General features: G+C 71.0%; 21 protein-coding genes. 11 read left to right on the plus strand and 10 right to left on the minus strand.

The features are described from left to right. Positions 1–158: 158 nt before the first annotated feature. Entirely contained in the window at positions 159–530 is a 372-nt protein-coding gene (locus ACZ5U5_RS33360) for a CBS domain-containing protein (protein ID WP_469029190.1), read from the minus strand. Between the two features lie 137 nt (positions 531–667). Here ACZ5U5_RS33360 and ACZ5U5_RS33365 point away from each other — a divergent pair, with 137 nt between their 5' ends. Both ACZ5U5_RS33365 and ACZ5U5_RS33370 read left to right on the plus strand, forming a co-directional pair. Continuing rightward, positions 668–817: a hypothetical protein gene (locus ACZ5U5_RS33365; RefSeq protein WP_469029192.1), complete on the plus strand. Its 150-nt coding sequence runs from the start codon at positions 668–670 to the stop codon at positions 815–817. 218 nt (positions 818–1,035) lie between these two features. Continuing rightward, on the plus strand, positions 1,036–1,833 hold the full coding sequence (locus ACZ5U5_RS33370; RefSeq protein WP_469029194.1) for an RNA polymerase sigma factor SigF: 798 nt from the start codon (positions 1,036–1,038) through the stop codon (positions 1,831–1,833). On the opposite strand, the gene ACZ5U5_RS33375 is transcribed toward ACZ5U5_RS33370, so the two are convergent. Further along, entirely contained in the window at positions 1,830–2,987 is a 1,158-nt protein-coding gene (locus tag ACZ5U5_RS33375; protein ID WP_469029196.1) for a GAF domain-containing protein, read from the minus strand. The genes ACZ5U5_RS33370 and ACZ5U5_RS33375 overlap by 4 nt on opposite strands. Before the next feature lie 75 nt (positions 2,988–3,062). Between ACZ5U5_RS33375 and ACZ5U5_RS33380 the strand changes: the two genes are divergently transcribed. Then, positions 3,063–3,782: an ANTAR domain-containing response regulator gene (locus tag ACZ5U5_RS33380; RefSeq protein WP_469029198.1), complete on the plus strand. Its 720-nt coding sequence runs from the start codon at positions 3,063–3,065 to the stop codon at positions 3,780–3,782. A gap of 60 nt (positions 3,783–3,842) precedes the next feature. Beyond that, a complete protein-coding gene (locus tag ACZ5U5_RS33385; protein WP_469029201.1) occupies positions 3,843–5,075 on the plus strand; it encodes an aminotransferase class I/II-fold pyridoxal phosphate-dependent enzyme in 1,233 nt (410 codons plus the stop codon). Here the strand turns inward: ACZ5U5_RS33385 and ACZ5U5_RS33390 are convergent. Continuing rightward, the gene (locus ACZ5U5_RS33390; protein ID WP_469029203.1) at positions 5,072–5,689 is read right to left on the minus strand and encodes a DedA family protein; all 618 of its coding nucleotides are present in this window, start codon (positions 5,687–5,689) and stop codon (positions 5,072–5,074) included. The two genes, ACZ5U5_RS33385 and ACZ5U5_RS33390, sit on opposite strands and share 4 nt — an antisense overlap. Next, complete coding sequence (locus tag ACZ5U5_RS33395) at positions 5,686–6,474, minus strand: MBL fold metallo-hydrolase (protein WP_469029804.1); 789 nt, start codon at positions 6,472–6,474, stop codon at positions 5,686–5,688. Before ACZ5U5_RS33395 ends, ACZ5U5_RS33390 begins: the two co-directional genes overlap by 4 nt. Positions 6,475–6,601: 127 nt before the next feature. Here ACZ5U5_RS33395 and ACZ5U5_RS33400 point away from each other — a divergent pair, with 127 nt between their 5' ends. The 3 genes from ACZ5U5_RS33400 to ACZ5U5_RS33410 all read left to right on the plus strand — a co-directional run bounded on the left by ACZ5U5_RS33400 (position 6,602) and on the right by ACZ5U5_RS33410 (position 10,723). Then, a complete protein-coding gene (locus tag ACZ5U5_RS33400; protein WP_469029807.1) occupies positions 6,602–7,006 on the plus strand; it encodes a hypothetical protein in 405 nt (134 codons plus the stop codon). A 77-nt stretch (positions 7,007–7,083) separates the two neighbouring features. After that, on the plus strand, positions 7,084–9,240 hold the full coding sequence (locus tag ACZ5U5_RS33405; protein WP_469029206.1) for a phage holin family protein: 2,157 nt from the start codon (positions 7,084–7,086) through the stop codon (positions 9,238–9,240). A gap of 82 nt (positions 9,241–9,322) precedes the next feature. After that, positions 9,323–10,723, plus strand: coding sequence for an amino acid permease (locus ACZ5U5_RS33410; RefSeq protein WP_469029208.1), 1,401 nt, complete (start codon positions 9,323–9,325; stop codon positions 10,721–10,723). Between the two features lie 15 nt (positions 10,724–10,738). Here the strand turns inward: ACZ5U5_RS33410 and ACZ5U5_RS33415 are convergent, their stop codons facing one another. Beyond that, positions 10,739–12,373: a DUF6345 domain-containing protein gene (locus tag ACZ5U5_RS33415; RefSeq protein WP_469029210.1), complete on the minus strand. Its 1,635-nt coding sequence runs from the start codon at positions 12,371–12,373 to the stop codon at positions 10,739–10,741. A gap of 241 nt (positions 12,374–12,614) precedes the next feature. Between ACZ5U5_RS33415 and ACZ5U5_RS33420 the strand changes: the two genes are divergently transcribed. Next, positions 12,615–13,040 carry an OsmC family peroxiredoxin gene (locus tag ACZ5U5_RS33420; RefSeq protein WP_469029213.1) on the plus strand — a complete coding sequence of 142 codons (426 nt, stop codon included), beginning with the start codon at positions 12,615–12,617 and terminating at the stop codon, positions 13,038–13,040. A 134-nt stretch (positions 13,041–13,174) separates the two neighbouring features. Next, complete coding sequence (gene dnaK, locus ACZ5U5_RS33425; RefSeq protein WP_469029215.1) at positions 13,175–15,034, plus strand: molecular chaperone DnaK; 1,860 nt, start codon at positions 13,175–13,177, stop codon at positions 15,032–15,034. A gap of 145 nt (positions 15,035–15,179) precedes the next feature. Here the strand turns inward: dnaK and narI are convergent, their stop codons facing one another. From narI to ACZ5U5_RS33445, 4 genes are read right to left on the minus strand one after another with little or no spacing between them, the layout of a single operon-like run. Further along, positions 15,180–15,902 carry a respiratory nitrate reductase subunit gamma gene (gene narI / locus ACZ5U5_RS33430; RefSeq protein WP_469029217.1) on the minus strand — a complete coding sequence of 241 codons (723 nt, stop codon included), beginning with the start codon at positions 15,900–15,902 and terminating at the stop codon, positions 15,180–15,182. Continuing rightward, complete coding sequence (gene narJ, locus ACZ5U5_RS33435) at positions 15,902–16,471, minus strand: nitrate reductase molybdenum cofactor assembly chaperone (protein ID WP_469029220.1); 570 nt, start codon at positions 16,469–16,471, stop codon at positions 15,902–15,904. The genes narI and narJ overlap by 1 nt, the downstream gene beginning before the upstream one ends. Further along, positions 16,468–18,081 carry a nitrate reductase subunit beta gene (gene narH, locus ACZ5U5_RS33440; protein ID WP_469029222.1) on the minus strand — a complete coding sequence of 538 codons (1,614 nt, stop codon included), beginning with the start codon at positions 18,079–18,081 and terminating at the stop codon, positions 16,468–16,470. The genes narJ and narH overlap by 4 nt, the downstream gene beginning before the upstream one ends. Next, positions 18,081–21,773, minus strand: a complete 3,693-nt coding sequence (locus ACZ5U5_RS33445; protein WP_469029223.1) for a nitrate reductase subunit alpha — start codon at positions 21,771–21,773, stop codon at positions 18,081–18,083. Before ACZ5U5_RS33445 ends, narH begins: the two co-directional genes overlap by 1 nt. Positions 21,774–22,003: 230 nt before the next feature. Between ACZ5U5_RS33445 and ACZ5U5_RS33450 the strand changes: the two genes are divergently transcribed. Continuing rightward, positions 22,004–22,429, plus strand: coding sequence for a hypothetical protein (locus ACZ5U5_RS33450; protein WP_469029226.1), 426 nt, complete (start codon positions 22,004–22,006; stop codon positions 22,427–22,429). Positions 22,430–22,436: 7 nt separating this feature from the next. Here ACZ5U5_RS33450 and ACZ5U5_RS33455 read toward each other — a convergent pair whose 3' ends face one another. Then, a complete protein-coding gene (locus tag ACZ5U5_RS33455; protein WP_469029228.1) occupies positions 22,437–23,252 on the minus strand; it encodes a helix-turn-helix domain-containing protein in 816 nt (271 codons plus the stop codon). 125 nt (positions 23,253–23,377) lie between these two features. On the opposite strand from ACZ5U5_RS33455, the gene ACZ5U5_RS33460 reads away from it, so the two are divergent. Beyond that, the gene (locus ACZ5U5_RS33460; RefSeq protein WP_469029231.1) at positions 23,378–23,683 is read left to right on the plus strand and encodes a 4a-hydroxytetrahydrobiopterin dehydratase; all 306 of its coding nucleotides are present in this window, start codon (positions 23,378–23,380) and stop codon (positions 23,681–23,683) included. The last annotated feature ends 6 nt before the right edge of the window (positions 23,684–23,689 follow it).

The raw sequence follows: 23,689 nt of genomic DNA on the forward strand, positions 1-23,689 counted from the left end.
CCTCAGGCCGGGCCGGGCCCGCGCCGCGGGTCCGGTCGCTCCCCCTGCACCATCCGTGCAACCGGACCCGCTCCCTCAGGACCGGGCCAGGCCCCCGCCCGGCCGAGGGCCGGGGCAGCCGGCCGCGGCGTCGTACCGCGGCGCAGGGTGCCTCGGCCTCAGGCCGAAGCAGCGAGGTCCCGGAGTGTCACCATGCCCACCGGCTGTCCGTCCTCGACGACGGGCAACCTGCGTACCGCGTTCTCCAGCATCAGGCTGACCGCCGACGACACCGCGTCGTCGGGAGCGACCATCACCGGATTCGGCGTGCAGATGGCCTGCGCGCTGACGGTGAGGGGGTCGGCGCCGTCGGCGACGGCCCGCAGCGTGATGTCCCGGTCCGTGAGCACACCGACGAGGCGGCTGGACGTGGCCACCAGAACGTGCCCGATGTCCTGCGCGCGCATCAGCTGTGCCGCTTCCACCAGCGAGGCATCGGGGCCTACCGCCACGACACCCGGTGTCATGACGTCCCTTACGACAACAGCCATGGTGGAGGCCTTCCTGTGGGGGGTCGGTCGTTTTCGCCGCAGTACCCCTGTGTGGCCGGTCCATGCGGGTTTGCCCGGACGAAGTGGGGAGACCCGCCTCCCGCACCCCCCACGGGCACTCTGGGAGGGAAGGAGTCATGGCGGTACTCGCTGTGTTCATCCCGGTCCTGATGCTGGGCGTGATCCTGGCACTCGGCCGGTACGAGGAGTGGTTGCTGCCGTCCGTCGCGCACGTCAAGCACGCCGCGAACAACGACGAGGCGGAGACCGTACGCCGCGCCACATGAAGGCGGCAGGGCGGTGCCCACTCCCGCGGGTGCCGCCCTCGTGGCGCACATGTGTTTGCTTCCCGTGTCCAGGGGCAGGCGGAGTTCATAGTGCTTCGGACCGGAGGCACGTCCGTGGGAGCGGTTCGCGCTCGCCCGGGTGTGCCCCGTCGCGCTGTCGCGTCCACCCCACGGTGACTCTTCAACCCAAGGCACCGACGAGGGAGTTGCGACGCATCATGCGATCCGACGCGCGACAGACGAAGCGCCATCCGCACGACGACGCACCCGACACCGCAGCCGCCTTCCGCAGGTTGACCGAGATGCCGCACGGTCCCGAACGCGACGCACTGCGCCAGGAGTTGGTCCGGGCCTGGCTGCCGATGGCCGAGCGACTCGCCGGCCGTTTCCGCAACCGAGGCGAAGCGCTGGACGACTTGCGCCAGGTGGCGGCCCTCGGCCTGGTCAAGGCCGTCGACCGTTACGACCCCGAGCGCGGCAGCGCTTTCGAGAGTTATGCCGTGCCGACCGTCACGGGCGAGATCAAGCGCCATTTCCGTGACCACATGTGGACCCTCCATGTGCCGCGCCGGGTACAGGACTTGCGCAACCGGGTGCGGTTCGCCCGCCAGGAGCTGACCCAGACCGTCCCCGGACGAGCGCCGAGCCTCACCGAGATCGCCGAGAAGGCGCAGCTATCCGAGGAGGACGCGGCCGCCGGCCTGGAGGCCCTGGAAAGCTTCACCGCGCTCTCCCTGGATGCCGAACTGCCGGGCAGCGACGACGGATACGCGCTGCGCGACGCACTCGGCGCGCCCGACCCCGCGCTCGATGTCGTCATCGACCGCGAGGCCGTCAAACCGCGCATCGCCGCACTGCCCGAGCGGGAGCGCGACATCCTCTACATGCGGTTCTTCGGCGACATGACGCAGAGCCGCATCGCCGAGCAGCTCGGCATCTCCCAGATGCACGTCTCGCGCCTGATCAGCCGCTGCTGCGACCGGCTGCGCGAGGAAGTCATGCAGGACGCCGCCTAGTTCAGCCCGGAGGCTCCCCGGCTCGCGCCGCGGGCCATGGCCAGCGCGATGTGGCGCGACATCACGTCGACGGTCTGCGCCTCGGCCATCGAGAAGGCGAGCCGCGCCCCGCTCCTGAACAGCGTGAGCACACCTTCCACCGGACCGTCCGGGCGTCCCCTCAGTGGCACGCACAGCAGGGACGTCACCTGCGCGCGTACGAGGACGGGGGCGCCGGACGCGTCCCGGCCGAAGGAGTCCGGGTCCTCCGGACGCACCTGCAGCATGGGCGCCCCGCCGCGGGCCGCCTCGACGACGAGGGGGCACGCGGCGGGCGTTTGCGCGAGGACATCGCCGACCGGCGCGTCCTTCGGCCCGAGGACGGTCGTACGCCGCTGCCGTGCGGCCCCTTCGTCGGCGATCACCCAGTCCGCGAACCGCGGGTGCAGGACACCGGCCGCCCGTTCGAGCACGGCCGCGCGGTCCCCGTCGGGAGCCGTGAGCAGGGCGGTGGTCATGGCGTCCGCGAGGTCCGTGCGGGCCGCGTGCCGGGTCGCCTCGCCGAGGTCGGGGGCGGGAGCGTGCCAGGTGTCCCGGGGCGGGGTGTGAGGGCCCACGGGCTGCGTGCCCGGCTGCAGCACCACCAGGACCGCCGTACGCGGCTCGGCGCCGGGCCGCAGCGCGGTGAGCGTCGCGCGGACCGGGAGGTGCGGGGCACGCTGGAGGTGGACGGTGAGGCTGCGGTCGCCCTCGCCACGTGCGACCGCGGCGGTCTGTGAGCGGAACGCCACCCGGTCCGCGTGCAGCAGGAATCCGGTCAGCGGCCTGCCGGTGGCGTAGCCCGCCCGTACGCCCGTGAAGCCGGTCGCGGCGAAGTTCATCCGCCGGACCACCGACTCCCGGTCGACCAGGGCGACGGGCAGGGGGAGGCGCTGGAAGAGGGCCCGCAGGAGGCGCTGCTCGTCCCGGTCGGGAGCACCGCCGCCCAAGTGGCCCTCGGCGGCGAGACGTTCGTAGAGCGGCCGCAACTGCGCTGCCACATGGTCGAGTTCGAAGATGGCCGCGTCGAGGACGGTGCCGAGGCCGTCCGCCGGTACGGAGCGTGCGGCCTTCAACTCGGCGACGCGGCGCACGAAGTCCGCAATCTCTTCGCCGAACTCATCCGCTTGGGCCATGTGCCGAACGTATCCGCTGCGGCCGTTTTCCGGGGGTACTCGCGGGAAGGCGGAGAAAAGGAGGAGGAACCCACCATGCCCCTCGTACCGGAACCGGACCTCGACCTGGCGGGACCCGAGTCCGCGCTGCCGGGACGCAGGCTCTCGGAGCTGGCGGAACAGGCCGTGCGCTGTACCACCGCGTGCTGCGGCGCGGGCACCACCGTGTCGGAAGGCGGCAGCGAACACCCCGCTTCGGTCACCCACCCCGACCTCGCCGGTCTCGTCTCCGTACAGCTGCGCTCGGGCGACGGGCCCATCCCGGCGGCGCAGGAGCGGGGCACGCCGGTGGAGACCGGTGACCTGCTGCGGGACGAGCGGTGGCCCGCGTACCGCGCCATGGCGCTCGACTCCGGCGTACGCTCCAGCGTCACACTCCCCTTCCAGCGCGGGGGCCTCACCGTCACCCTGACCCTGTTCAGCTTCCGCCCCGGCGTCCTGAACGAGGTCCGGCACGGTCCCGCCCAGGCGCTCGGTGACCTCGCCACGACGGCCCTGGTCCGCGACCGCCGCTACCGCGCGGCCCTCACCGAACTGGACCACCTCGGCACCGCCCTGCGCACCCGCCCCGTGGTCGACCAGGCCTGCGGCATCATCATGCACGTCCTGACCTGCGACGCGGACCGGGCCTTCACGATGCTGCGGCGCATCTCCCAGACCACGAACCGCAAGCTGGCCGATGTCGCGTCCGTGGTGGTGGAGACGCGGGGCAAGGGTCTGGAGAGGGAGCTGGCGGCCCTGGCGGCGGAGCGGTAGGAAAGCACTCGGCCGCGGGCTCCGCGCGCGGAGAACGGCCCGTCGCGTTTCGATGGGTACATGCGGACGGAACCCGAAGGCCGTGGCCCTGTCCGGTACGGGCCTCCCCTGCCGGAGCCGGGCCTCCCGGTCCTGCCCGAGCTCTCCGCCGTGCTCGCCGGTGCCGCGGGCCGCGCCCACGCGGAACCACCCGGCGGCAGCCCCGCCCTGCTCGACGCCGCGAGGGGCTACTGGGCGCGGCGCGGCCTGCCGGGGGAGCGGGGCCAGGTCGTCGCGGCGCCCGGTGCGGCGCCCCTGCTGCTCGCGCTGACCGCCGCCCTCGACGGAGGCGATGTCCTGCTCCCGCGGCCCTGTCCCGCCTGGTGGGCGCCGCAGGTACGGCTGCTCGGCCGGTCGGTGTACCACGTGCCGACGCCCGCCGAGTGCGGCGGCGTCCCCGATCCGTTCGCCCTCATGGAGACCGTCCGCCGCATCCGTGCCGAGGGCGGCACCCCGCGCCTCCTCGTGCTCTCCGTCGCCGACGACCCCACCGCCACCGTGCCGCCGCCCGAGGTGCTGCACGAGGCCGTGGAGGCGGCGGCGGACGAGGGGCTGCATGTCGTCAGCGACGAGACCTGGCGCGACACCCTGCACCGGCCGCACGACACGGTGCTCGTGAGCCCCGCCGAGATGGATCCCGAACGGGTGACGGTCCTTGCCGATCTCTCCGGAGCGTTCCTGCCGCCGGGCTGGCCCGCCGCGGTCGCCCGGTTCCCGGCCGGAGCGCGGGGCTCGGCGCTGCGGGCCCGCACCCTGGACGTCCTCACCGCGCTGGGCGCGTGCGTCACGGCGCCGGTCGGGGCGGCGGCGTCCTACGCCCTGGGCGAGCCGGACGAGGTCACCGTCCGCCTCGTCCGCGCGAGCCGCCTGCACGCGCGCGTGGCCGCGGCCGCGCAGCGCACGGTGCTCGCGGCGGGCGCGCTCGCCCGCCCGCCGGCGGCGGGCCGTCACCTCTACGTGGACCTCGGACCGCTCCGCCCGGCCCTCGCCGCGCGCGGCGTCGGCGACTCGCAGGACCTGGAGGACTTCCTCGGCGGTCGCCTCGCCATGCCCGCGCCCGGCGGCCACCGCTTCGGCGACGAGCTGGGGGCGTTGCGCGTACGCCTGTCCACCGGCCCCCTGCTCGGCGCGACCCCGCAGGAGCGCCTCGCGGCCCTCACCGCCCCGGACGCGACCGAACTGCCCTATGTGGCAGAGGCATTGAGCACCCTGGCCGCCGCCTTCGACGCTCTCCGCGCGACAGCACAGGCCTAGGACGCCGCCGTACGCCACACCTTGCGCCACAGCGTCGGCGCCACGCTGATCAGCACCGTCAGACCGACCGCCACCACCACGCCCTGCCACGGCTCCTTGAAGAGGGAGCCGCCGAGAATGCCGATCAGTTGGTACGTCACGGCCCAGGCGAGGCACGCCGGTATGTCGCCGCGGGCGAACTGGCGCAGCGGCATCTTCGCCATCAGGCAGGCCAGCATCACCGGAATTCGCCCGGCCGGGACGAGCCGGGAGAGGACGAGCACCAGCACGCCGTGGTCGGCGAGCTTCTCCTGCGCCTGGGCCAGACGCTCCTCGGGCGCCCGGTCACGGATCGCCGCGAGCCAGCGCGAGCCGTTCTTCGATTGCATGCCGCGCCGCCCGAGCCAGTACAGCGCCATGTCACCCAGGAACGCGGCGAACGCCGAGACCACGAACACCAGGAGCAGCGCGAGGGGCGCCTCCTGGTGGAAGGCCACCACCGCGGCCGAGCTGACGAGCGCGCCCGTGGGCACCACGGGCACCAGCGCGCCCACCACGATGAGCAGGAACAGCGACGGATAGCCGAGGGCCTGCGTCGACCCCGGAGTCACCTGGGCCGTCAGGGCGAGGATCACTGAGGGTCTCCCTTGGAGACCTCGGGCCGCACGCTCTCGCCGTGCCCCAGGCGGTGCACCGCCACGTCGGGTGCGATCCGCGCGGCCTGACGCACGAACTCCTCGCCCGGCGTGTGGAATTCATGGGGCCGCACGGCGTCCATGCCGATCGGCCAGTACGTCCCGTAATGCACCGGCACCGCGCTGCGCGGCGCGAGCTTCGCCAGGGCCAGTGCCGCCCGCCCCGCGTCGAGATGACCATGGCCGAGATACGGCCCCCAGCCGCCGACCGGAAGCAGCGCCACGTCGACTTCCCCGACCTCCTCGGCCATCGAGTCGAAGAGCCCGGTGTCCCCGGCGAAATACGTCCGCGCCTCACCCCGCACCACGAAGCCCAGGGCGGGCGCCGCATGCGGTCCCACGGGCAGCCGCCGCCCGTCGTGCCGCGCCGTCACCACGCGGACGACCAGATCGCCGATCCGTACCTCGTCACCAGGCACGACGTCGATGAGGTGCAGATGGGAGAGCCGGCGCGCGAGCCCCGGCACCTGCCGGCGGGCGCCGCGCGGCAACAGCACGCGGGTGCCGGGGGTGATCCGTGCGAGGGACGGCAGATGCAGGTGGTCGACGTGCAGATGGGACAGGAGCACGGCGTCGGCGACGGCCGCCTCGGGCGGCGGGAGCGCGCCCCTGCGCCGGCGCAGATGGGCCAGGCGCCGGGCGAACAGCGGGTCGGTGAGCACCCGTAGCCCCGAATCCTCGACCGTGCAGGTGGCATGACCCCACCAGGTGATCTCCACCGGCACTCCCATTGCTCCTTCTTCCTCCTTCGCGCGACTGTTTACGAGCCTACGGCCAGGAGTAGGGTCTTCGGCTGACGCCAGTGGTGAGGATGCCAGAGGTGAGGGGGACGCGATGGGGGACACCGCAAGCGTGACAGTGGTGCGGGTCGCCGCGATCGCCAGCCTGATACCGCTGGAGGAGCTGGACGCCGACCCCTTCCTGGTCGACTCCCGCAGTCAGCACGCGATGTGCGCGCGCTGGGCCGCCGACCGCGGGTACGTCATCACGCGCGAACTGGTCGTGCACGGGCTGCCCGCCGATCACGCCGTGCTCTGGACCGACGTCGACGAAGGTCTCGTGGATCTCTTCGTCGTGCCGAGCCGCCGCGTGCTCGACCGCGCGCTGCGTTCGCCGGACGAGTTCACCGCGGAGTGCGGGCGGCGCGGGGTGCGGATCGAGACGGCGGGGCTCGCCGAACCGTCGTACGACGCGCAGATGAAGGCCCATGTCCACCGGCGGCTCTCCATGCCGACTGCGGGGTACGACGGTCGCTGACCCCGCCCCGGCACCCGGCCGTACACCCTGTGACACGCTGGTGTCCTGATCTTTCATGAAACGTGAGGCGGCACGGCGTGGGGCGAGAGCGATGGCGGGCGGTCGGCAGCGTGCTGTGGAGATCCGTCGCCGTATGGCTGGTCAGTACGCTCACCATGCTCGCGCTCGCCGGGATCCTGCCCGACTTCCAGCTGCAGGCCGACGACGATGACAGCGCCACCCGCGTCGCCAGCACGGCCGCCCTGGGTGCCGGCGCCTTCGGCCTGCTCTCCTCGCTGGTGTGGCCCCTGCTCGTGCGGGCCCTGCTGCTCGTGCCCGCGCTCGTGCTCGGCCTGCTCGCCTTCGCCCTCAACGGCTCCCTGCTGCTGCTCGCCCTCAGTCTCATCCCCGACGGCCGCGGTGAGGCCAACCCCGAGACCGCCGTCGTCGTCGCCGCGGTCATGTCCGCGGTCGCCTCCGCCACCGGCGGCGCCCTCGCCGTCCGCGACGACGACGCCTACCGCCGCCGCCTCTACCGCCTGGCCGACCGCAAGCGGCGCCGCCTCGCCGAAGGACGCTTCGGTCCCGTACCGCCCGGCACCGTCTTCATCCAGCTCGACGGCGTCGGCCACGACGTCCTGCGCACCGCCGTGGACAAGGGGCTGATGCCCACCGTCGCCGTCTGGCTCGGCCAGGAGGGGGCGCCGACCCATCGCCTCACCCGGTGGCGCACCGACTGGTCGAGCCAGACCGGGGCGAGCCAGCTGGGCATCCTGCACGGCTCCAACCACGACGTCCCCGCCTTCCGCTGGTACGAGAAGGACACCGGCGAGGTCATGGTCTCCAACCGGCCCGCCTCCGCCGGTGAGCTTCAGCGCCGCGCCATCGAGCGCACCGGCGACGGCGGCCTCCTCACCCTCGACGGCGCCAGCCGCGGCAACCTCTTCAGCGGCGGTGCCGAGCAGGTCGCCCTGGTGCTCTCCCTGGCCGCACGCCGCGGCAAGGAGAACCGCTCGCGCGCCGGGTACTTCGCCTACTTCTCCGACCCCGCCAATGCCGTCCGCACCGCCCTGTCCTTCGTCGCCGAAGTGGGCCGCGAGATCGGCGAGTCGACCCGGGCCCGGATCAGGAAGCGGCGCCCGCGCGTCGGCCGGGGCGGGCTCTACCCCTTCATCCGTGCCTTCGCGACCGTCGTCGAGCGCGATGTCGTCGTCGCCGCGGTCATCGGGGACATGCTCGCCGGACGCAGCGCGGTCTACGCCGACCTCGTCGCCTACGACGAGGTGGCCCACCACTCCGGGCCCACCGGTCACGACGTCGAGAAGGTGCTCCAGCGGCTCGACCGGTCCCTCGCGCTGATCGCGAAGGTCGCCGAACACGCCCCCCGCGCCTACCGCATCGTGGTCCTCTCCGACCACGGCCAGAGCCCCGGCGAGACCTTCCAGGCCCGCTACGGCCTCACCCTCGGCGACCTCGTCAGGGCCGGCTGCGGCCTGCCCGTGCCCCGCAAGGCGCAGCGCACGCACAGCGGCGCCGAGGCCCGCTCGACGGTCCGCGCCGCGCTGCGCCGCCCCGTCGAGGAGGGCGCCGGACAGCACCGCCCCGCCCGCCGCGCCGAGCCCATCGTCCTCGCGTCCGGCAACCTCGGCCTCGTCTCCTTCCCCGACGTCCCGCGCCGCATGACCCGCGAGGAGATCGACCTGCGCCACCCGGCGCTCCTGCCCACCCTCGCCAACCACCCGGGCGTCGGCTTCCTCCTCGTACACAGTCAGGAGCGTGGCGCGGTCGTCCTCGGCGCGCGCGGCGCCGAGGTGTACCTCGACGAGCGCCCCGGTGACCTCGGCCCGCTGGCCGACTTCGGGCCCGGCGCCGCCGACGCCGTGCGCCGCACCGACGGCTTCCCGCACGCCGCCGACATCATGGTCAACTCCTGGTACGACCCCCAGGAGGGCGAAGTGCTCGCCTTCGAGGAGCAGATCGGCTCGCACGGCGGGCTCGGCGGCGCCCAGGCGCAGCCGTTCCTCCTGTCGCCCCTCGTGCTCTCCGCGCCGCTCGAAGACGGGCACGAACTGGTCGGCGCCGAGCGCGTCCACGAAGTGCTCCGGCGTTGGCTCGGCGAGTTCCAGGGACCGGAGGTTCCGCTGGTTCCGCAGGTGGGAGGGGGTCCCGGGGCTGCGGACGATTCCCGGCACGACGGCCCGGACGAGACAGCTTTTGCGGTCGTCGACCCTGCCGGACACGACAAAACACACTGATTTTGTACGGTTCCCGTCGTGCCCGACCATGTCTCTCGCCCCGGCGATCCCGGGCGTCCGGCACGATGAGAGGCACCACCCCATGCACGACACCGGAACCGCGAACCAGTCGGCTCCGGCCCCCGACCAGGAAGAACAGCGGACCGAGCAGCACGAGGACGGCGGCAGCAGGCACGCCCGCCGCTTCGGTCTCCCGATCGCCACCTGCCTCGTCATGGGCAACATCATCGGCGGCGGCATCTTCCTGCTCCCGGCCTCCGTCGCCCCCTTCGGGACCATCAGCCTCGTCGCGTTCGGCGTCCTGACCGCGGGCGCCATCGCTCTCGCCCTCGTCTTCGGGCGGCTCGCGCGGCGCGATCCGCGCACCGGCGGACCGTACGTCTACGCGCGTGCCGCGTTCGGCGACTTCGCGGGCTTCCTCGCGGCCTGGTCGTACTGGGCCACCGCCTGGGTGTCGAACGCCGCGCTCGCCGTCGCCGCCGTCGGCTATCTGGACGTCCTGATACCGGTGGGCGACCACAAGTGGACCGCCTGCCTGGCCGCCCTCGTCCTGCAACTCCTGCCCGCGCTCGCGAACTTCGCGGGCACCCGCTACGTCGGCGCGGTCCAGGTCGTCGCCACCGTCCTGAAGTTCGTGCCCCTGCTCCTGGTCGCGATCGGCGGGCTCTTCTTCTTCGACAGCGCCAACCTCGGCCCCTTCCAGGCGAGTGACGACAGCCCGGCCGGTGCGATCTCCGCCTCCGCCGCGATCCTGCTCTTCTCCTACCTGGGCGTGGAATCGGCGGCCGTCAGCGCCGGTGAAGTACGCGACCCGCGCCGCAACGTCGGACGCGCCACCATCCTCGGCACCCTCGGCGCCGCCCTCGTCTATCTGCTCGGCACCCTCGCCGTCTTCGGCACCGTCGCCCACGACAAGCTCGTCGGCTCCACCGCACCCTTCTCGGACGCCGTCAACGTCATGTTCGGCGGCTCCTGGGGAGGTACGGCGGTGGCGCTCGCGGCAGTCGTCTCGATCCTCGGCGCCCTCAACGGCTGGACCCTGCTGAGTGCCCAGACGCCGTACGCCGCCGCCAAGGACGGGCTCTTCCCCGAGGCCTTCGGCAAGAAGAAGCGCGGCGTGCCGACCGTGGGCGTCCTGGTCACCGTCGCCCTGGCCTCGCTGCTCACCGTCTACAACTACACGGCGGGTTCGAGCGGCGTCTTCGAGTCCCTCGTCCTGATCACCACGTTCACCGCGACCGTGCCCTATCTGCTCGCCACCGCCGCGCAGATCTACTTCCTGGTCTCCGGGCAGGGCGAGCGCGTCAACCGCGCCTGCCTGGTGCGGGACGGCGTCCTCGCGTGCATCGCGTTCGGCTTCTCCATGTGGCTGGTCGCCGGGTCCGGATACGCGGCCGTCTACCAGGGCGTCCTGTTCCTCTTCGCGGGTGTGCTCGTCTACGCGTGGAGGGCGGCCCGCAAGGAGCGGACCGCCACCCACTGAAAGAACGCTCCCGGATTACCTGGCGAGCGGTGCGACCACCCAGCGGCGGGTGGTGTACATGCTGTCGGGCGAGCCGATCTCGATCAGCTTGCGGGCGGCCGGGTAGGCCTCGTTGCCCTCGATCTCGTAGCCGACCTCGAAGGTGCCCGGCACGTCCCTGACCTCGGGCTCGCGCTGCGCGGCGGCACTCCGGCCGCCCTGTTCCTCAGCCGTGACGGAGGCGAGCTCGGCGAGCAGCCTGTGCTGGGCGGCGGCCAGGGCCTCGCGCGGGTCGCGTGGCCGCGGCGCCGCGACCGTCGCCGAGGAGCCCTCGGGCGGCGGCGAGACGTCCGTGCTCGGCTCGCGGGTCGTGCCGGTGGTGTCGCGGGTGGAGATCTGCGCCTGGACGACGGTCGCGTCGTTGTCCAGGGCCACCCGGATGAGACCGCGGTCGGGCGTGATGACCGGGATGCCGTCGAAGACCTGCCGGAACGTCACATGGGTCTCAAGGGACACCGGCTCACCCAGCTCGGAGCCGTCCTTCGCCCCGGAGTTCTGCATCAGGTCGTGCACGCTGTCCACGACGAGCTCGGCGCCGTCGGCGTGCTGCTCGGCGAACCCGTGGGCCGCCTCGACCGCCCGCTCCGTGGGCAGCTGCCGCAGGTTGCGGTGGTTGGCCTCGGCGAGCTTGACCCACCGGATCGCGTGCGGAGCCGTGGAGACGACCCGGTCGCCGGAGGTGGCGCTGAGCACGCCCTGCCGCTCGACCTGCACCTCTTGCAGCGCCGCCGACGGGAAGTCCGCGATGCGGCCCACCTTGGCCAGCTCGTCGGCCGGGTCGCGCGGCGCGAGCTGCACGATCTGCGGGCTGCTCGGCGCCTGCGTCAGCGGCTCCCTGAGGCTGTCGCGCGCGTTGTACCAGCGCCACGCGTACCAGTTGTCCGGCACCTTCTCGCGGAAGAGGGTGCGCTCGCCGTTGAGCCGGGCCGTGGCCTCGGCCTGGTTGGCGCCGACCGCGCAGACCGAGGGCGCCTGGCCCTTGTGGATGTCCCAGCTCGCGTTCAGCCAGGCGTCGGTGAACGTCTGGCCGGCCCGCCACTTCTCCCAGAACTTCTTGCCGTAGTCCGGGCTGTCGATGCTGACGGTCTCGAACCCGAAGATCATGCGGAAGCCGATGTTGGGGCCCGCCCAGGTGCGGATCGGGGAGTGCCCGCCGAGGACCCGCAGCGAGGTGCAGGTGGACCAGAAGACGTAGTTGGCCTTCTCGTTGCCCAGCGCCATCCGGTTGGAGACGGCGTCGCTGCGGCCGTCCCAGGCCGCGCCGAGGGGCGCGAAGAAGATCCCGTTGTTGTCCATGCCGCCGTGGCCCGAGTGGTAGACGGCGACCACGGCGTCCATGCCGTAGCGGTCCTGCCAGTTGTCGTAGGTCTCCTCGTACGCCCAGACCTGCGCCCCGCCGTCCGCGAACCAGAAGTTGCGGTCGTAGAACTGCTGGAGGTACGCCAGCCAGCCGGTGGCGTCGGCGTGTGTGTGGAAGAGGGGTGACTGGTTGACGAACTTCTGGATGCTGAAGGCGCCCCACCAGCCGAACGTCGAGTCGCGGTCTCCGGCAGCTTGGGGCTTCGCGCCCTCCAGCGGAGACGGACCGCGTTCCGAGTAGTTCATGTGCATGGTCAAACCCCCTGAGTGGACTCCTCGTCCCGTGGGCGAGGGGGCCTCAAAGTGTCACCGCGGACGCCCCTTGCACAGTTGGCATTTCGGCCATAGCGACCACGCACCGGGGCTGTCCTGATGCCTCAGGAGCCCCGCTGGAGAGGAGCGGTCTTCCGCGTGCCCCGCGCCCGGGTGTGATCGGATGGGCGCACGGACGTTCCGGAACGCATCCCGGAACCGCACTGAAGGGAAGTACATCGTGGCTACCACGCGCTCCGCGCACACGGTCTGGGAAGGCAACCTGCTGGAGGGCTCCGGCACCGTCACCTTCGACTCCTCCGGGATCGGGGAGCAGGCCGTGTCCTGGCCGTCCCGCGCCGAGCAGGCCAACGGCAAGACCAGCCCGGAGGAGCTGATCGCCGCCGCGCACTCCAGCTGCTTCTCCATGGCCTTCTCCAACGGCCTGGCCAAGGCGGGCACTCCGCCGACCCGCCTGGTGACGTCCGCCGACGTGACCTTCCAGCCGGGCACCGGCATCACCGGCATCCACCTCACCGTCGAGGGCACGGTGGACGGCATCGACGAGGCGGCGTTCACCGCCGCCGCCGAGGACGCCAAGGCGAACTGCCCGGTGAGCCAGGCGCTGACGGGCACGACGATCACGCTGACGGCGAAGCTCGCCTGACGCTCCTCGGACCGTGCCGCCGTCCCTCGCGGGCGGCGGCACAGTCATATGCGGCATTGACAACAAGCCGCTCAAGTTTTGTGATGGAGGTCGAAGTACGCCGGGAAACGGGCTCGCGTTGAAGGAGACTGGACATGGCACGTGCAGTCGGGATCGACCTCGGTACGACGAACTCGGTGGTGGCCGTCCTGGAGGGCGGTGATCCAACGGTCGTCGCCAACGCGGAGGGAGCGCGCACCACACCTTCGGTCATCGCCTTCGCCAAGAACGGCGACGTACTCGTCGGAGAAGTGGCCAAGCGGCAGGCGGTCACGAACGTGGAGCGCACCGCACGCTCCGTCAAACGGCATATGGGCGACGGGAGTTGGCGCTTCCCGGAGGGCGGGTCCGTCGACGGCACCCGCTACACCGCGCAGGAGCTGTCCGCACGCGTCCTGCAGAAGCTCAAGCGTGACGCCGAGTCCTACCTGGGCGAGGACGTCACGGACGCGGTCGTCACCGTACCCGCGTACTTCGACGACACGCAGCGCCAGGCCACCAAGGAAGCCGGTGAGATCGCGGGCCTGAACGTGCTCCGCATCATCAACGAACCCACGGCCGCGGCCCTCGCGTACGGCTTGGACAAGGGCGACGACCAGACGGTCCTCGTCTTCGACCTCGGTGGTGGCACCTTCGACGTCTCGCTCCTGGAGATGGGCGACGGGGTCATCGAGGTCAAGGCCACCAACGGCGACACACAGCTGGGCGGCGACGACTGGGATCAGCGCATCGTCGAGTACCTGGTGCGGCAGTTCAAGAACGCGTACGGGGTGGACCTCGGCAAGGACAAGATGGCGCTGCAACGCCTGCGCGAGGGCGCCGAGAAGGCGAAGATCGAGCTGTCGTCGTCGAGCGAGACCGACATCAACCTGCCGTACGTGACGGCGTCGGCGGACGGTCCCCTGCATCTGGCGGAGAAGCTGACCCGCGCCCAGTTCCAGGAGCTGACGGCGGACCTCCTCGAACGCTGCCGCGGTCCCTTCCACCAGGCGGTGAAGGACGCGGGCATCAAGCTCTCGGCCATCGACCACGTGATCCTGGTGGGCGGCTCGACGCGCATGCCCGCGGTCACCGAACTGGTCAAGGAACTCACCGGGAGCGAGCCGCACAAGGGGGTCAACCCGGACGAGGTGGTGGCGCTCGGGGCGGCGCTCCAGGCCGGTGTGATCAGGGGTGACGTCAAGGACGTCCTGCTCCTGGACGTGACGCCGCTGTCCCTGGGTATCGAGACCAAGGGCGGCATCATGACCAAGCTCATCGAACGCAACACGACCATTCCCACCCGGCGTTCGGAGACCTTCTCGACCGCCGAGGACAACCAGCCGTCGGTCGGCATCCAGGTCTTCCAGGGCGAGCGGGAGATCGCCGCGTACAACAAGAAGCTCGGCGTCTTCGATCTGACGGGTCTGCCCCCGGCGCCGCGCGGCGTGCCCAAGATCGAGGTCACCTTCGACATCGACGCCAACGGAATCATGCACGTGTCCGCCAAGGACGAGGCGACGGGGCGCGAGCAGCGCATGACGGTGACGGGCGGCTCGGCGCTGCCCAAGGACGACATCAACCGCATGGTGCGGGAGGCCGAGGAGCACGCGGAGGAGGACCGCAAGCGGCGCGACGCCGCCGAGACCCGCAACCAGGCGGAGCAGCTCGTCTACCAGACGGAGCGGTTCCTGCGGGAGAACGAGGAGCGGGTTCCTGCGGAGACCCGAACCGAAGTGGAAGCGGCGGCCACGGAGTTGAAGGACCTGTTGAAGAACAGGGCCGACGACACGGCGGCGCTGCGCGCGGGCGCGGAGAAGCTGGCCTCGGTGAGTCAGCGGATGGGCCAGGCCATGTACGAGAGTTCTGGCGCGGGCGCCCAGGAGCAGGCGGCGCCGGGGTCCTCCCCCGACGAGGGCGTGGTCGACGCGGAGATCGTGGACGACGAGAAGCCGGGGGATGGCGCCGATAAGTAAGAGCCCGGCGGGTTAGGGATTCAGCCCGTCCGGCGTTTGAGGACGAACTTGGCGAAGCCGGCGATGGCGGCAGCCAAGGCCCCCGCGCCGAGCGGCCCGCGGCGGAGCCGCAAACGTCACAGTCGGGAAGGGGCGGGGTTGGGGATCAAGACCCTGTCTTCTCCCAACCCCGCCGCTCCGGACGAGCTCCCACCCTCCGCGGGTCCCGACTCCGATACACCACGTACGGCCGGAACAGATACTGCACCGGCGCGCTGAACATGTGCACGAGCCGTGTGAACGGGATCAGCGCGAACAGTGCCATGCCGACCACGGCGTGGATCTGGTACATGACCGGCACCCCCACCATCCGGTCCGTGTCCGGCTGCAGGGTGAACAGGCTGCGGGCCCAAGGCGCCATCGACTCACGGTAGTTGTAGCCCTCGCCCGACGCGTGCGTCAGCTTGGCCACCATGCCGAGCACGATCGCCGCGAACAGCACGAGATACATCAGCTTGTCGTTGGCGGTCGTCGCCCGGAACACCGGCGCGTTCGTACGCCGCCGGTAGAGCAGCAGCAGGATGCCGAGCACCAGCAGGATGCCCGCCGCCGTGCCGCCGTACAGCGAGAACAGGTGGTACGTGTGCTCGCTCACGCCCACCTTCTCCGTCCACGACTCCGGGATGAAGAGCCCCACCAGGTGTCCGACGAGCACGAACAGGATCCCGTAGTGGAACATCGGCGACGCGATGTTGAGCAGCTTCGACTCGTACACCTGCGAAGAGCGCGTCGTCCAGCCGAACTTGTCGTAGCGATAGCGCCACAGGAGGCCCGCCACGAGCAGGACGAAGGCCACGTACGGGATGACGCCCCACAGCAGCGTTCTCATCAGTGCTCCCCGATCAGTGCGAAGGGTTCAAGGCCGACGTCCTCGCGCGGGGGCCCGGACCTGGCCAGCGCCTGCGCCTCGGCCCGGTCCTTCGGCGAGGGGCCGGGCAGCGTCGCGCAGACCGCCTGGAGGACGGACGCGTAGGGCGTGCCGAAGTCGGTGAGGGCGAGCCGCAGCAGCTCAAGGCCCGGCCGGTGTTCCGCCAGGAGGACGGGGCCCGCGTGCGCGGAGAACTCCAGGACCGCGGGCAGGAAGTCCGGCAGCTCCTCGCCCGTGAACTCCATGCCGTGCTCGCGGTAGACCTCCTTGAAGCGGACCAGGGCCATTCCGCGCCGCCGCGTGTCACCGTCGCGCCACCAGCTCAGGTAGAGGCTGTGGCGGTTCTTGAAGTCGAAGACCTGGACGTAGTGCGCGGCCAGTTCGGAGGGGCCGGTCGCTTCCGCGTGGGCCAGGAAACTCCGCAACTCCGGTGCGGCGGCCGTCAGCTGCGGCAGCAGGCCACGGAACTCATCGTCCGGGTAGGACAGACAGTGCGCGGCTGCCTGGTAGAGCACGGCGTGGTCGCTCACAGGGTGTCCTTCTCGGTGGCGGATGGCTGCTCGTCGGCGGTCTGCCGGTCCCGCAGGGTGTGGAAGTTCTCGATGGTCACCAGAGGGAGCTGCTTGCGCCCCGAGTCCTGACCGAACGGGCCGTCCCCGCCCGCGCCCGGACCGCCCTCGAAGTCGAGGCTGCACGAGTCCGGCAGCGCGGACTCCTCCAGACGCTGAGCGTCACCGACCGCGGCGGTCGGGATGACGTAGCGGTCCTCGTACTTGGCGATGGCGAGCAGGCGGTACATCTCCTCGATCTCCTGGCCCGACATGCCCACGGCCTCGGCGACCGAACGGTCGGGCCTGTCCCCGAGGTTGATGGCCCGCATGTGGGCCCGCATCGCCGCCAGCTTCTCCAGGGAGGACCGCACCGGGCCCATGTCACCGGCAGTGAAGATCTCCGCCAGGTACTCGAGCGGAATGCGCAGGGTGTCGATCGCACCGAAGAGGTTGTCCAGGTCCTCGCCGTCGTGCCCGGTCTCGCTCAGTGCGTCCACGACCGGGGAGAGCGGCGGGATGTACCAGACCATCGGCATCGTCCGGTACTCCGGATGCAGCGGGAGAGCCACCTTGTACTTGCTGATCAGCGCGTGCACGGGGGAGCGGCGTGCCGCTTCGATCCAGTCGTGTGCGATCCCGGCCTTCTCCGCCTCGCGCCGCACCTCGGGGTCCTCCGGGTCGAGGAAGACCCCCAACTGGGCCTCGTAGAGCGCCTTGTCGTCCTGCACGGACGCCGCTTCCGTCACCTTGTCGGCGTCGTAGAGGATCACACCCAGATACCGCAGCCGCCCCACGCACGTCTCCGAGCAGACGGTGGGCAGACCCACCTCCAGGCGCGGGTAGCACATCGTGCACTTCTCGGCCTTGCCGGTGCGGTGGTTGAAGTACACCTTCTTGTACGGGCACCCCGTCACGCACTTGCGCCAGCCGCGGCAGCTGTCCTGGTCGACGAGGACGATGCCGTCCTCCTCGCGCTTGTACATCGCGCCCGATGGGCAGGACGCCACACACGCCGGGTTGAGGCAGTGCTCACAGATCCGCGGCAGGTAGAACATGAAGGTCTGCTCGAAGGCGAACTTCACCTTCTCGGCGGCCTTCTCGCGGGTCTTGGCCACCATCGGGTCGAGGTCGCCGTACTCGGTGGCGCCGCCCAGGTTGTCGTCCCAGTTCGAGGACCACTCGATCTTCATGGGCTTGCCGCTGATCAGCGAGCGCGGCTCGGCCACCGGGTAGTCGTCGCCGAGCGGGGCGTCGGTGAGGTTCTTGTACTCGTACGTCCAGGGCTCGTAGTAGTCCTTGATCTCCGGCAGCTTCGGGTTGGAGAAGATCTCCAGGAGAGCCTTGATGCGGCCGCCGTTCTTGAGCTTCAGGGCGCCCTTCTTGTTCAGCTCCCAGCCGCCGCGCCACTTCTCCTGGTCCTCGTAGCGGCGCGGATAACCCTGGCCGGGCCGGGTCTCGACGTTGTTGAACCAGACGTACTCCATGCCGTCCCGGTTGGTCCACGCCTGCTTGCAGGTGACGGAGCAGGTGTGGCATCCGATGCACTTGTCGAGGTTCATCACCATGGCGATCTGTGCCATAACGCGCATCAGTACTGAACCTCCTGGCTGCGGCGGCGGATGACCGTCACCTCGTCGCGCTGGTTGCCCGTCGGGCCCAGGTAGTTGAACGCCCACGACAACTGGGCGTAGCCGCCGATGAGATGGGACGGCTTGAGGATGAGGCGGGTCAGGGAGTTGTGGATGCCGCCGCGCTTGCCGGTGGTCTCCGTCTTGGGGACGTTGACCGTGCGTTCCTGCGCGTGGTGCATGTAGACCGTGCCGGCCGGCATCCGGTGCGAGACGACCGCGCGCGCCACCACGACGCCGTTGCGGTTGACCGCCTCGATCCAGTCGTTGTCCTTCACGCCGATCGCCTCGGCGTCCTGCGGCGACATCCAGATGCACTGCCCGCCGCGGGAGAGCGACAGCATGAAGAGGTTGTCCTGGTACTCGGAGTGGATGGACCACTTGTTGTGCGGGGTGAGATAGCGGACCGTCACCTCCTTCTCGCCGTCGGGGCCGAGCTGTGGCTCCCCGAACAGGCGGTTCATGTCCAGGGGCGGCCGGTAGACGGGCATCGCCTCGCCCAGCTCGTGGATCCAGTCGTGGTCGAGGAAGAAGTGCTGGCGTCCGGTGAGCGTGTGCCAGGGCTTGAGGTGCTCGGTGTTGAGCGTGAACGCCGTGTAGCGCCGCCCGCCCGCCTCGCTGCCCGACCACTCGGGCGAGGTGATCACGGGAACGGGCGCCGCCTGCGTGTCGGCGTACGTGATGCGCTTGCCCTCGTGCTCGGCGGCCAGGTGCGCCATCTCCTGGCCCGTGCGCTCCTCCAGGGTGTGGAAGCCCTGCGTGGCGAGGCGGCCGTTGGTCGTGCCGGACAGGGCGAGGATGGTGTTCGCCGCCTTCACCGCCGTGTCCAGGGCGGGGCGTCCGTCGGCGGGTCCGCCGCGTACGACGCCGTTGCGCTCACGCAGCTCGTCGACCTCCTGATCGGGCCGCAGGGCGATGCCCTTCGCCGGCAGGCCCAGGTTCTCCGCCAGGGGACCGAGCGCCGCGAACTTCGCGCCGATCGCCGTGTAGTCCCGCTCGACCACCGTCAGGCCCGGCATGGTCTTGCCCGGGATCGCCTCGCACTCGCCCTTGCGCCAGTCCAGGACGACACCGCCGGGTTGCGCCGTCTCGCCGGGGGTGTCGTGCTGGAGGGCGGTGGCGACGAGGTCCTTGCGGACGCCGAGATGGTCCACGGAGAGCTCGCTGAGCCGTTCCGCGATCGCCTTGAACGTGTCGAAGTCGGTGCGGGCCTGCCAGGGCGGGTCGACGGCCGGGGTGAAGGAGTGGACGTAGGGGTGCATGTCCGTGGAGGACAGGTCGTGCTTCTCGTACCAGGTCGCCGCGGGCAGGACCACGTCCGAGAGTAGCGTCGACGACGTCTGGCGGAAGTCAAGGGAGACGAGCAGGTCGAGCTTCCCCTCGGGTGCCTCGTCGTGCCAGGTCACCGTCGAGGGCCGCTCGTCCGGCGCAGCCTCCTCCGCCCGCAGCGAGGAGTGCGTGCCGAGCAGATGCTTGGTGAAGTACTCGGCGCCCTTGGCCGACGAGCCGAGCAGGTTGGCTCGCCACAGGGTCAGGACGCGCGGCCAGTTCTCGGGGGCGTCAGGGTCCTCGCAGGCGAAGTTGAGGGTGCCGGCCTTGAGCTCGTCGACGACATTGGCGACCGGGTCTCCGGAGGCCCCCGAAGTGTCGCCCAGATCAAGGGAGTTGCGGTCGAAGGTCGGATAGGAGGGCATCCAGCCGGTGCGCGCCGACAGGGCCAGGCAGTCGGCGCCCGTCATCCCCGCGAACCGTCCCTCGCCGAGCGGCGAGGCGAGCACGTCCGCCGCGAACTTGTCGTAGCGCCACTGGTCGGTGTTCAGGAACCAGTACGCGGCGCCGATCATCTGCCGCGGCGGCCTGCTCCAGTCGTTGGCGCTGGCCAGCGTCGCCCAGCCGGTCGCGGGGCGGCACTTCTCCTGCCCCACGTAGTGCGCCCAGCCGCCGCCGTTGCGGCCCTGGCAGCCGGTCAGCTGGAGCAGAGCCAGGAAGGCACGGTAGATCGTCTCGGAGTGGAACCAGTGGTTGGTCCCCGCCCCCATCAGGATCATGCAGCGCCCGCGCGACTTCTCGGCGGTCCGCGCGAACTCCCGCGCGATCTTCACCGCCTTCGCGGCAGGGACCGAGGTGTGCGCCTCCTGCCAGCCCGGGGTGCCAGGGGCGTCGGCGTCCTCGTACGACGTCGGCCACTCGCCCGGGAGGCCCTCGCGCCCGACGCCGTACTGCGCGAGCAGCAGGTCGAAGACCGTGGTGACCAGCGGTCCGTCCTGCCCGCCGAGCCGTGTCGCCGGAACCCCGCGACGGACGATCTCACCGCGCCCCTGGCCGTGCGTGCCGCCCTCGGTGTCGAAGCGGGGGAGCAGCACCTCGACGCCCGTCGCCACCTCGGAGTCGTGCAGGGTGAGCTGCGGCTTGATGTTGCCGAGCTCCAGATTCCACTTGCCCTTGCCGGAGTCGGTCCAGCGGAAGCCCAGCGAGCCGTTCGGGACGGCCGGTTGCCCGGTGTTCTCGTCCAGGACCGCCGTCTTCCAGTCGCCGCCCTCACCGCTCTGGCCGAGGTCGGTCGCGCGCAGGAACTTCGACGGGACGTAGGCGCCGTCGCGCTCGGTCAGCGTCACCAGGAACGGCAGGTCGGTGAACTTGCGCACGTAGTCCGTGAAGAAGTCCGTCTGCCGGTCGACGAAGAACTCCTTGAGGATGACGTGGCCCATCGCGATGGCGAGGGCGCCGTCCGTGCCGGGGTGCGGGTGCAGCCACTCGTCGGCGAACTTCGTGTTGTCCGCGTAGTCCGGGGACACGGCCACGACCTTCTGGCCGCGATAGCGCGCCTCGGCCATCCAGTGGGCGTCAGGGGTTCGCGTCACCGGGACGTTCGAGCCCCACATCATCAGATACGCCGCGTCCCACCAGTCACCCGACTCCGGTACGTCGGTCTGGTCGCCGAAGACCTGCGGTGAGGCGACCGGAAGGTCCGCGTACCAGTCGTAGAAGGACAGCATGGGAGCGCCGATCAGCGACATGAAACGGGCGCCCGCCGCGTGCGACACCATCGACATCGCGGGGATGGGGGAGAAGCCCGCGACCCGGTCGGGGCCGTGCGTCTTGATCGTGTGGACGTGCGCCGCCGCGATGATCTCGACGGCCTCGTCCCAGGTCGCCCGCACGAGGCCGCCCTTGCCGCGCGCCTGCTGGTATCTGCGGCGCCGCTCGGGGTCGCTCTGGATGTCGGCCCACGCGAGCACCGGGTCCTTGAGCCGGGACTTCGCCTCCCGGTACATCTCCAGGAGCACGCCCCGCAGGTACGGGTAGCGCACGCGGGTCGGCGAGTACGTGTACCAGGAGAACGCGGCGCCGCGCGGGCAGCCGCGGGGCTCGTACTCGGGCCGGTCCGGGCCGACGCTCGGATAGTCCGTCTGCTGGGTCTCCCAGGTGATGATGCCGTCCTTGACGTACACCTTCCAGCGGCAGGAGCCCGTGCAGTTCACGCCGTGCGTCGAGTTCACGACCTTGTCGTGGCTCCACCGGTCCCGGTAGAAGGCGTCCGCGTCCCGGCCGCCGACGAGTCCGATGCTGTGCAGGTCGGGGGCGGCGGTGCCGCGGCGGAAGAACTTTCCCGCACGCAGCAGCGCGGCGCCGGGCTCGGTCGTCTCTGTCACCCTGGAGCTCCCTAGGTCTGCCTTTCAACGAACCTAGGTGCGGGGTGACGGGGGCACACGGCGGCGACCGCCGTACGGGTTGCGGGGGCCCTCGGGGCATCGGGCGCTTACCTCTGAGGTAATCGACCCTCGATCGCGGTCCCGGCAGGGTGGTCTCACCGGAGCCGGTCCGGCGCACTCCGGACCGGATCCGGCCCTCTCTCCCTACCGCCGCTTGGAGGCAGCACCCCATGTCGACGTACTTCGCAAGCCCGCTCACCGCACTGGCCCGCACGAACGACGCGAAGACGATGCTGCGCCGCTTCCTCGCCCTCGACGCGGTCGTGACCGCCGGGAACGGCCTCGCGTATACGGCCGCCTCGGGCCCGCTCGGCCGTTTCCTCGGCGTCGACACGGGGCTCCTGCTCGCCCTGGGCGTCTTCCTCACGCTGTACGGCGTGGGCGTCGGCTACCTCGCGTCACGCAAGAGCCCGCCCACGCCTGCCGTCCAGGGGGTGATCGAGGCGAACGCGGCCTGGGCTGTGCTCAGTGTCGTCGCCTTGATCGCCCGGCTCTCGCCCACCACCGCGGGCACCGTGTGGATCCCGCTCCAGGCGCTGACCGTCGGGGGTTTCGCCGCCCTGCAGTACGCGGCGCTGCGGTCCCTGAAGGCGTAGGTGTGGCCTAGGCGCCCGACTGGAGGTACTTGACCGTCGCCGGATCGGCCGGGAGGAGCGTCTCGATGGCCAGTTCGGCGACGGTCACGTCCATGGGCGTGTTGAAGGTCGAGATCGACGAGATGAAGGACAGCAGATGTCCGTCGTGCTCGATGCGCAGCGGCAGCGCGAAGTACGGAACACCGCTCTGCGGCCCGTCGGCGTCGAACACGTCGACACCGGGGTCCTCCACCGGGTACGCCGCCACCTCCTCGTACACCGCACGCAGCGCGTCCGAACGCTGCAACGCGATCTGCCGCTCCATCTGGTGCAGCAGGTGCCCACGCCACTCACGCAGGTTGCGAATCCTGGGGGCGAGGCCCTCCGGGTGGAGCGTGAGCCGCATGGCGTTCAGCGGCGGCCGCAGGAGGTGCTCCGGGATGCCGTCGAGGATCATCGCGATGCCGCGGTTCGCGGCGACCACGTCGTACGCCGCGTCGACGACCAGGGCGGGGTAGGGCTCGTAGCCGCGCAGAAGCTGTTCGAGGCCCTCCCGGAGGGCGCCCATCGAGGGGTCGTCCATCGGGGTCTCCCGGAAGCGGGGCGCGTAACCGGCCGCCAGGAGAAGGGAGTTGCGATCCCGCACGGGTACGTCGAGGTGCTCGGCCAGGCGCAGCACGATCTCCTCGCTCGGGCGCGATCTGCCGGTCTCGATGAAACTGATGTGCCGCGCGGAGGAGTCGGCGCGCAGCGCCAGTTCCAGCTGGCTCACCTTGCGCCGCTCGCGCCAGCCGCGCAGCAGCGGACCGAACGCGTTCTCCTTGCTGACCACGGCAGTTGTCATACCCAGACAGTAATACCCAGACGGTAATCGAAGGCTTCCTGCCCGGTGGCTTGCCCAGAGCTGTGCGGGAAGGGGTGTGGCAGGGTGAGGGACACACGTCCGTACGCACTGAAAGGGGCGCGGCCATGTCACTCGAACCGCTGTCACAGAAGGACGTCGAGGAGCGGCTCGCGGAGCTGCCCGGCTGGTCGCTCACAGGCGACAAGATCACCCGATCTTTCCGGCTCGGCTCGCACTTCGCCGCGACCGCGATGGTCGTGCACATCGCGCAGATCCAGGAGGAGCTCGACCACCACTCCGAGCTGACGCTTGGCTACAACACGGTCACCCTGTCCGTGAACACGCACAGCGTGGGCGGCGCTCTCACCGTGCGCGACTTCGACCTCGCCGGCCGGGTCGAAGAGCTGGCCGTCGGGCACGGGGCGGTCTAGGCGCGG

It is taken from the genome of Streptomyces sp. NPDC033177, from assembly GCF_055577715.1.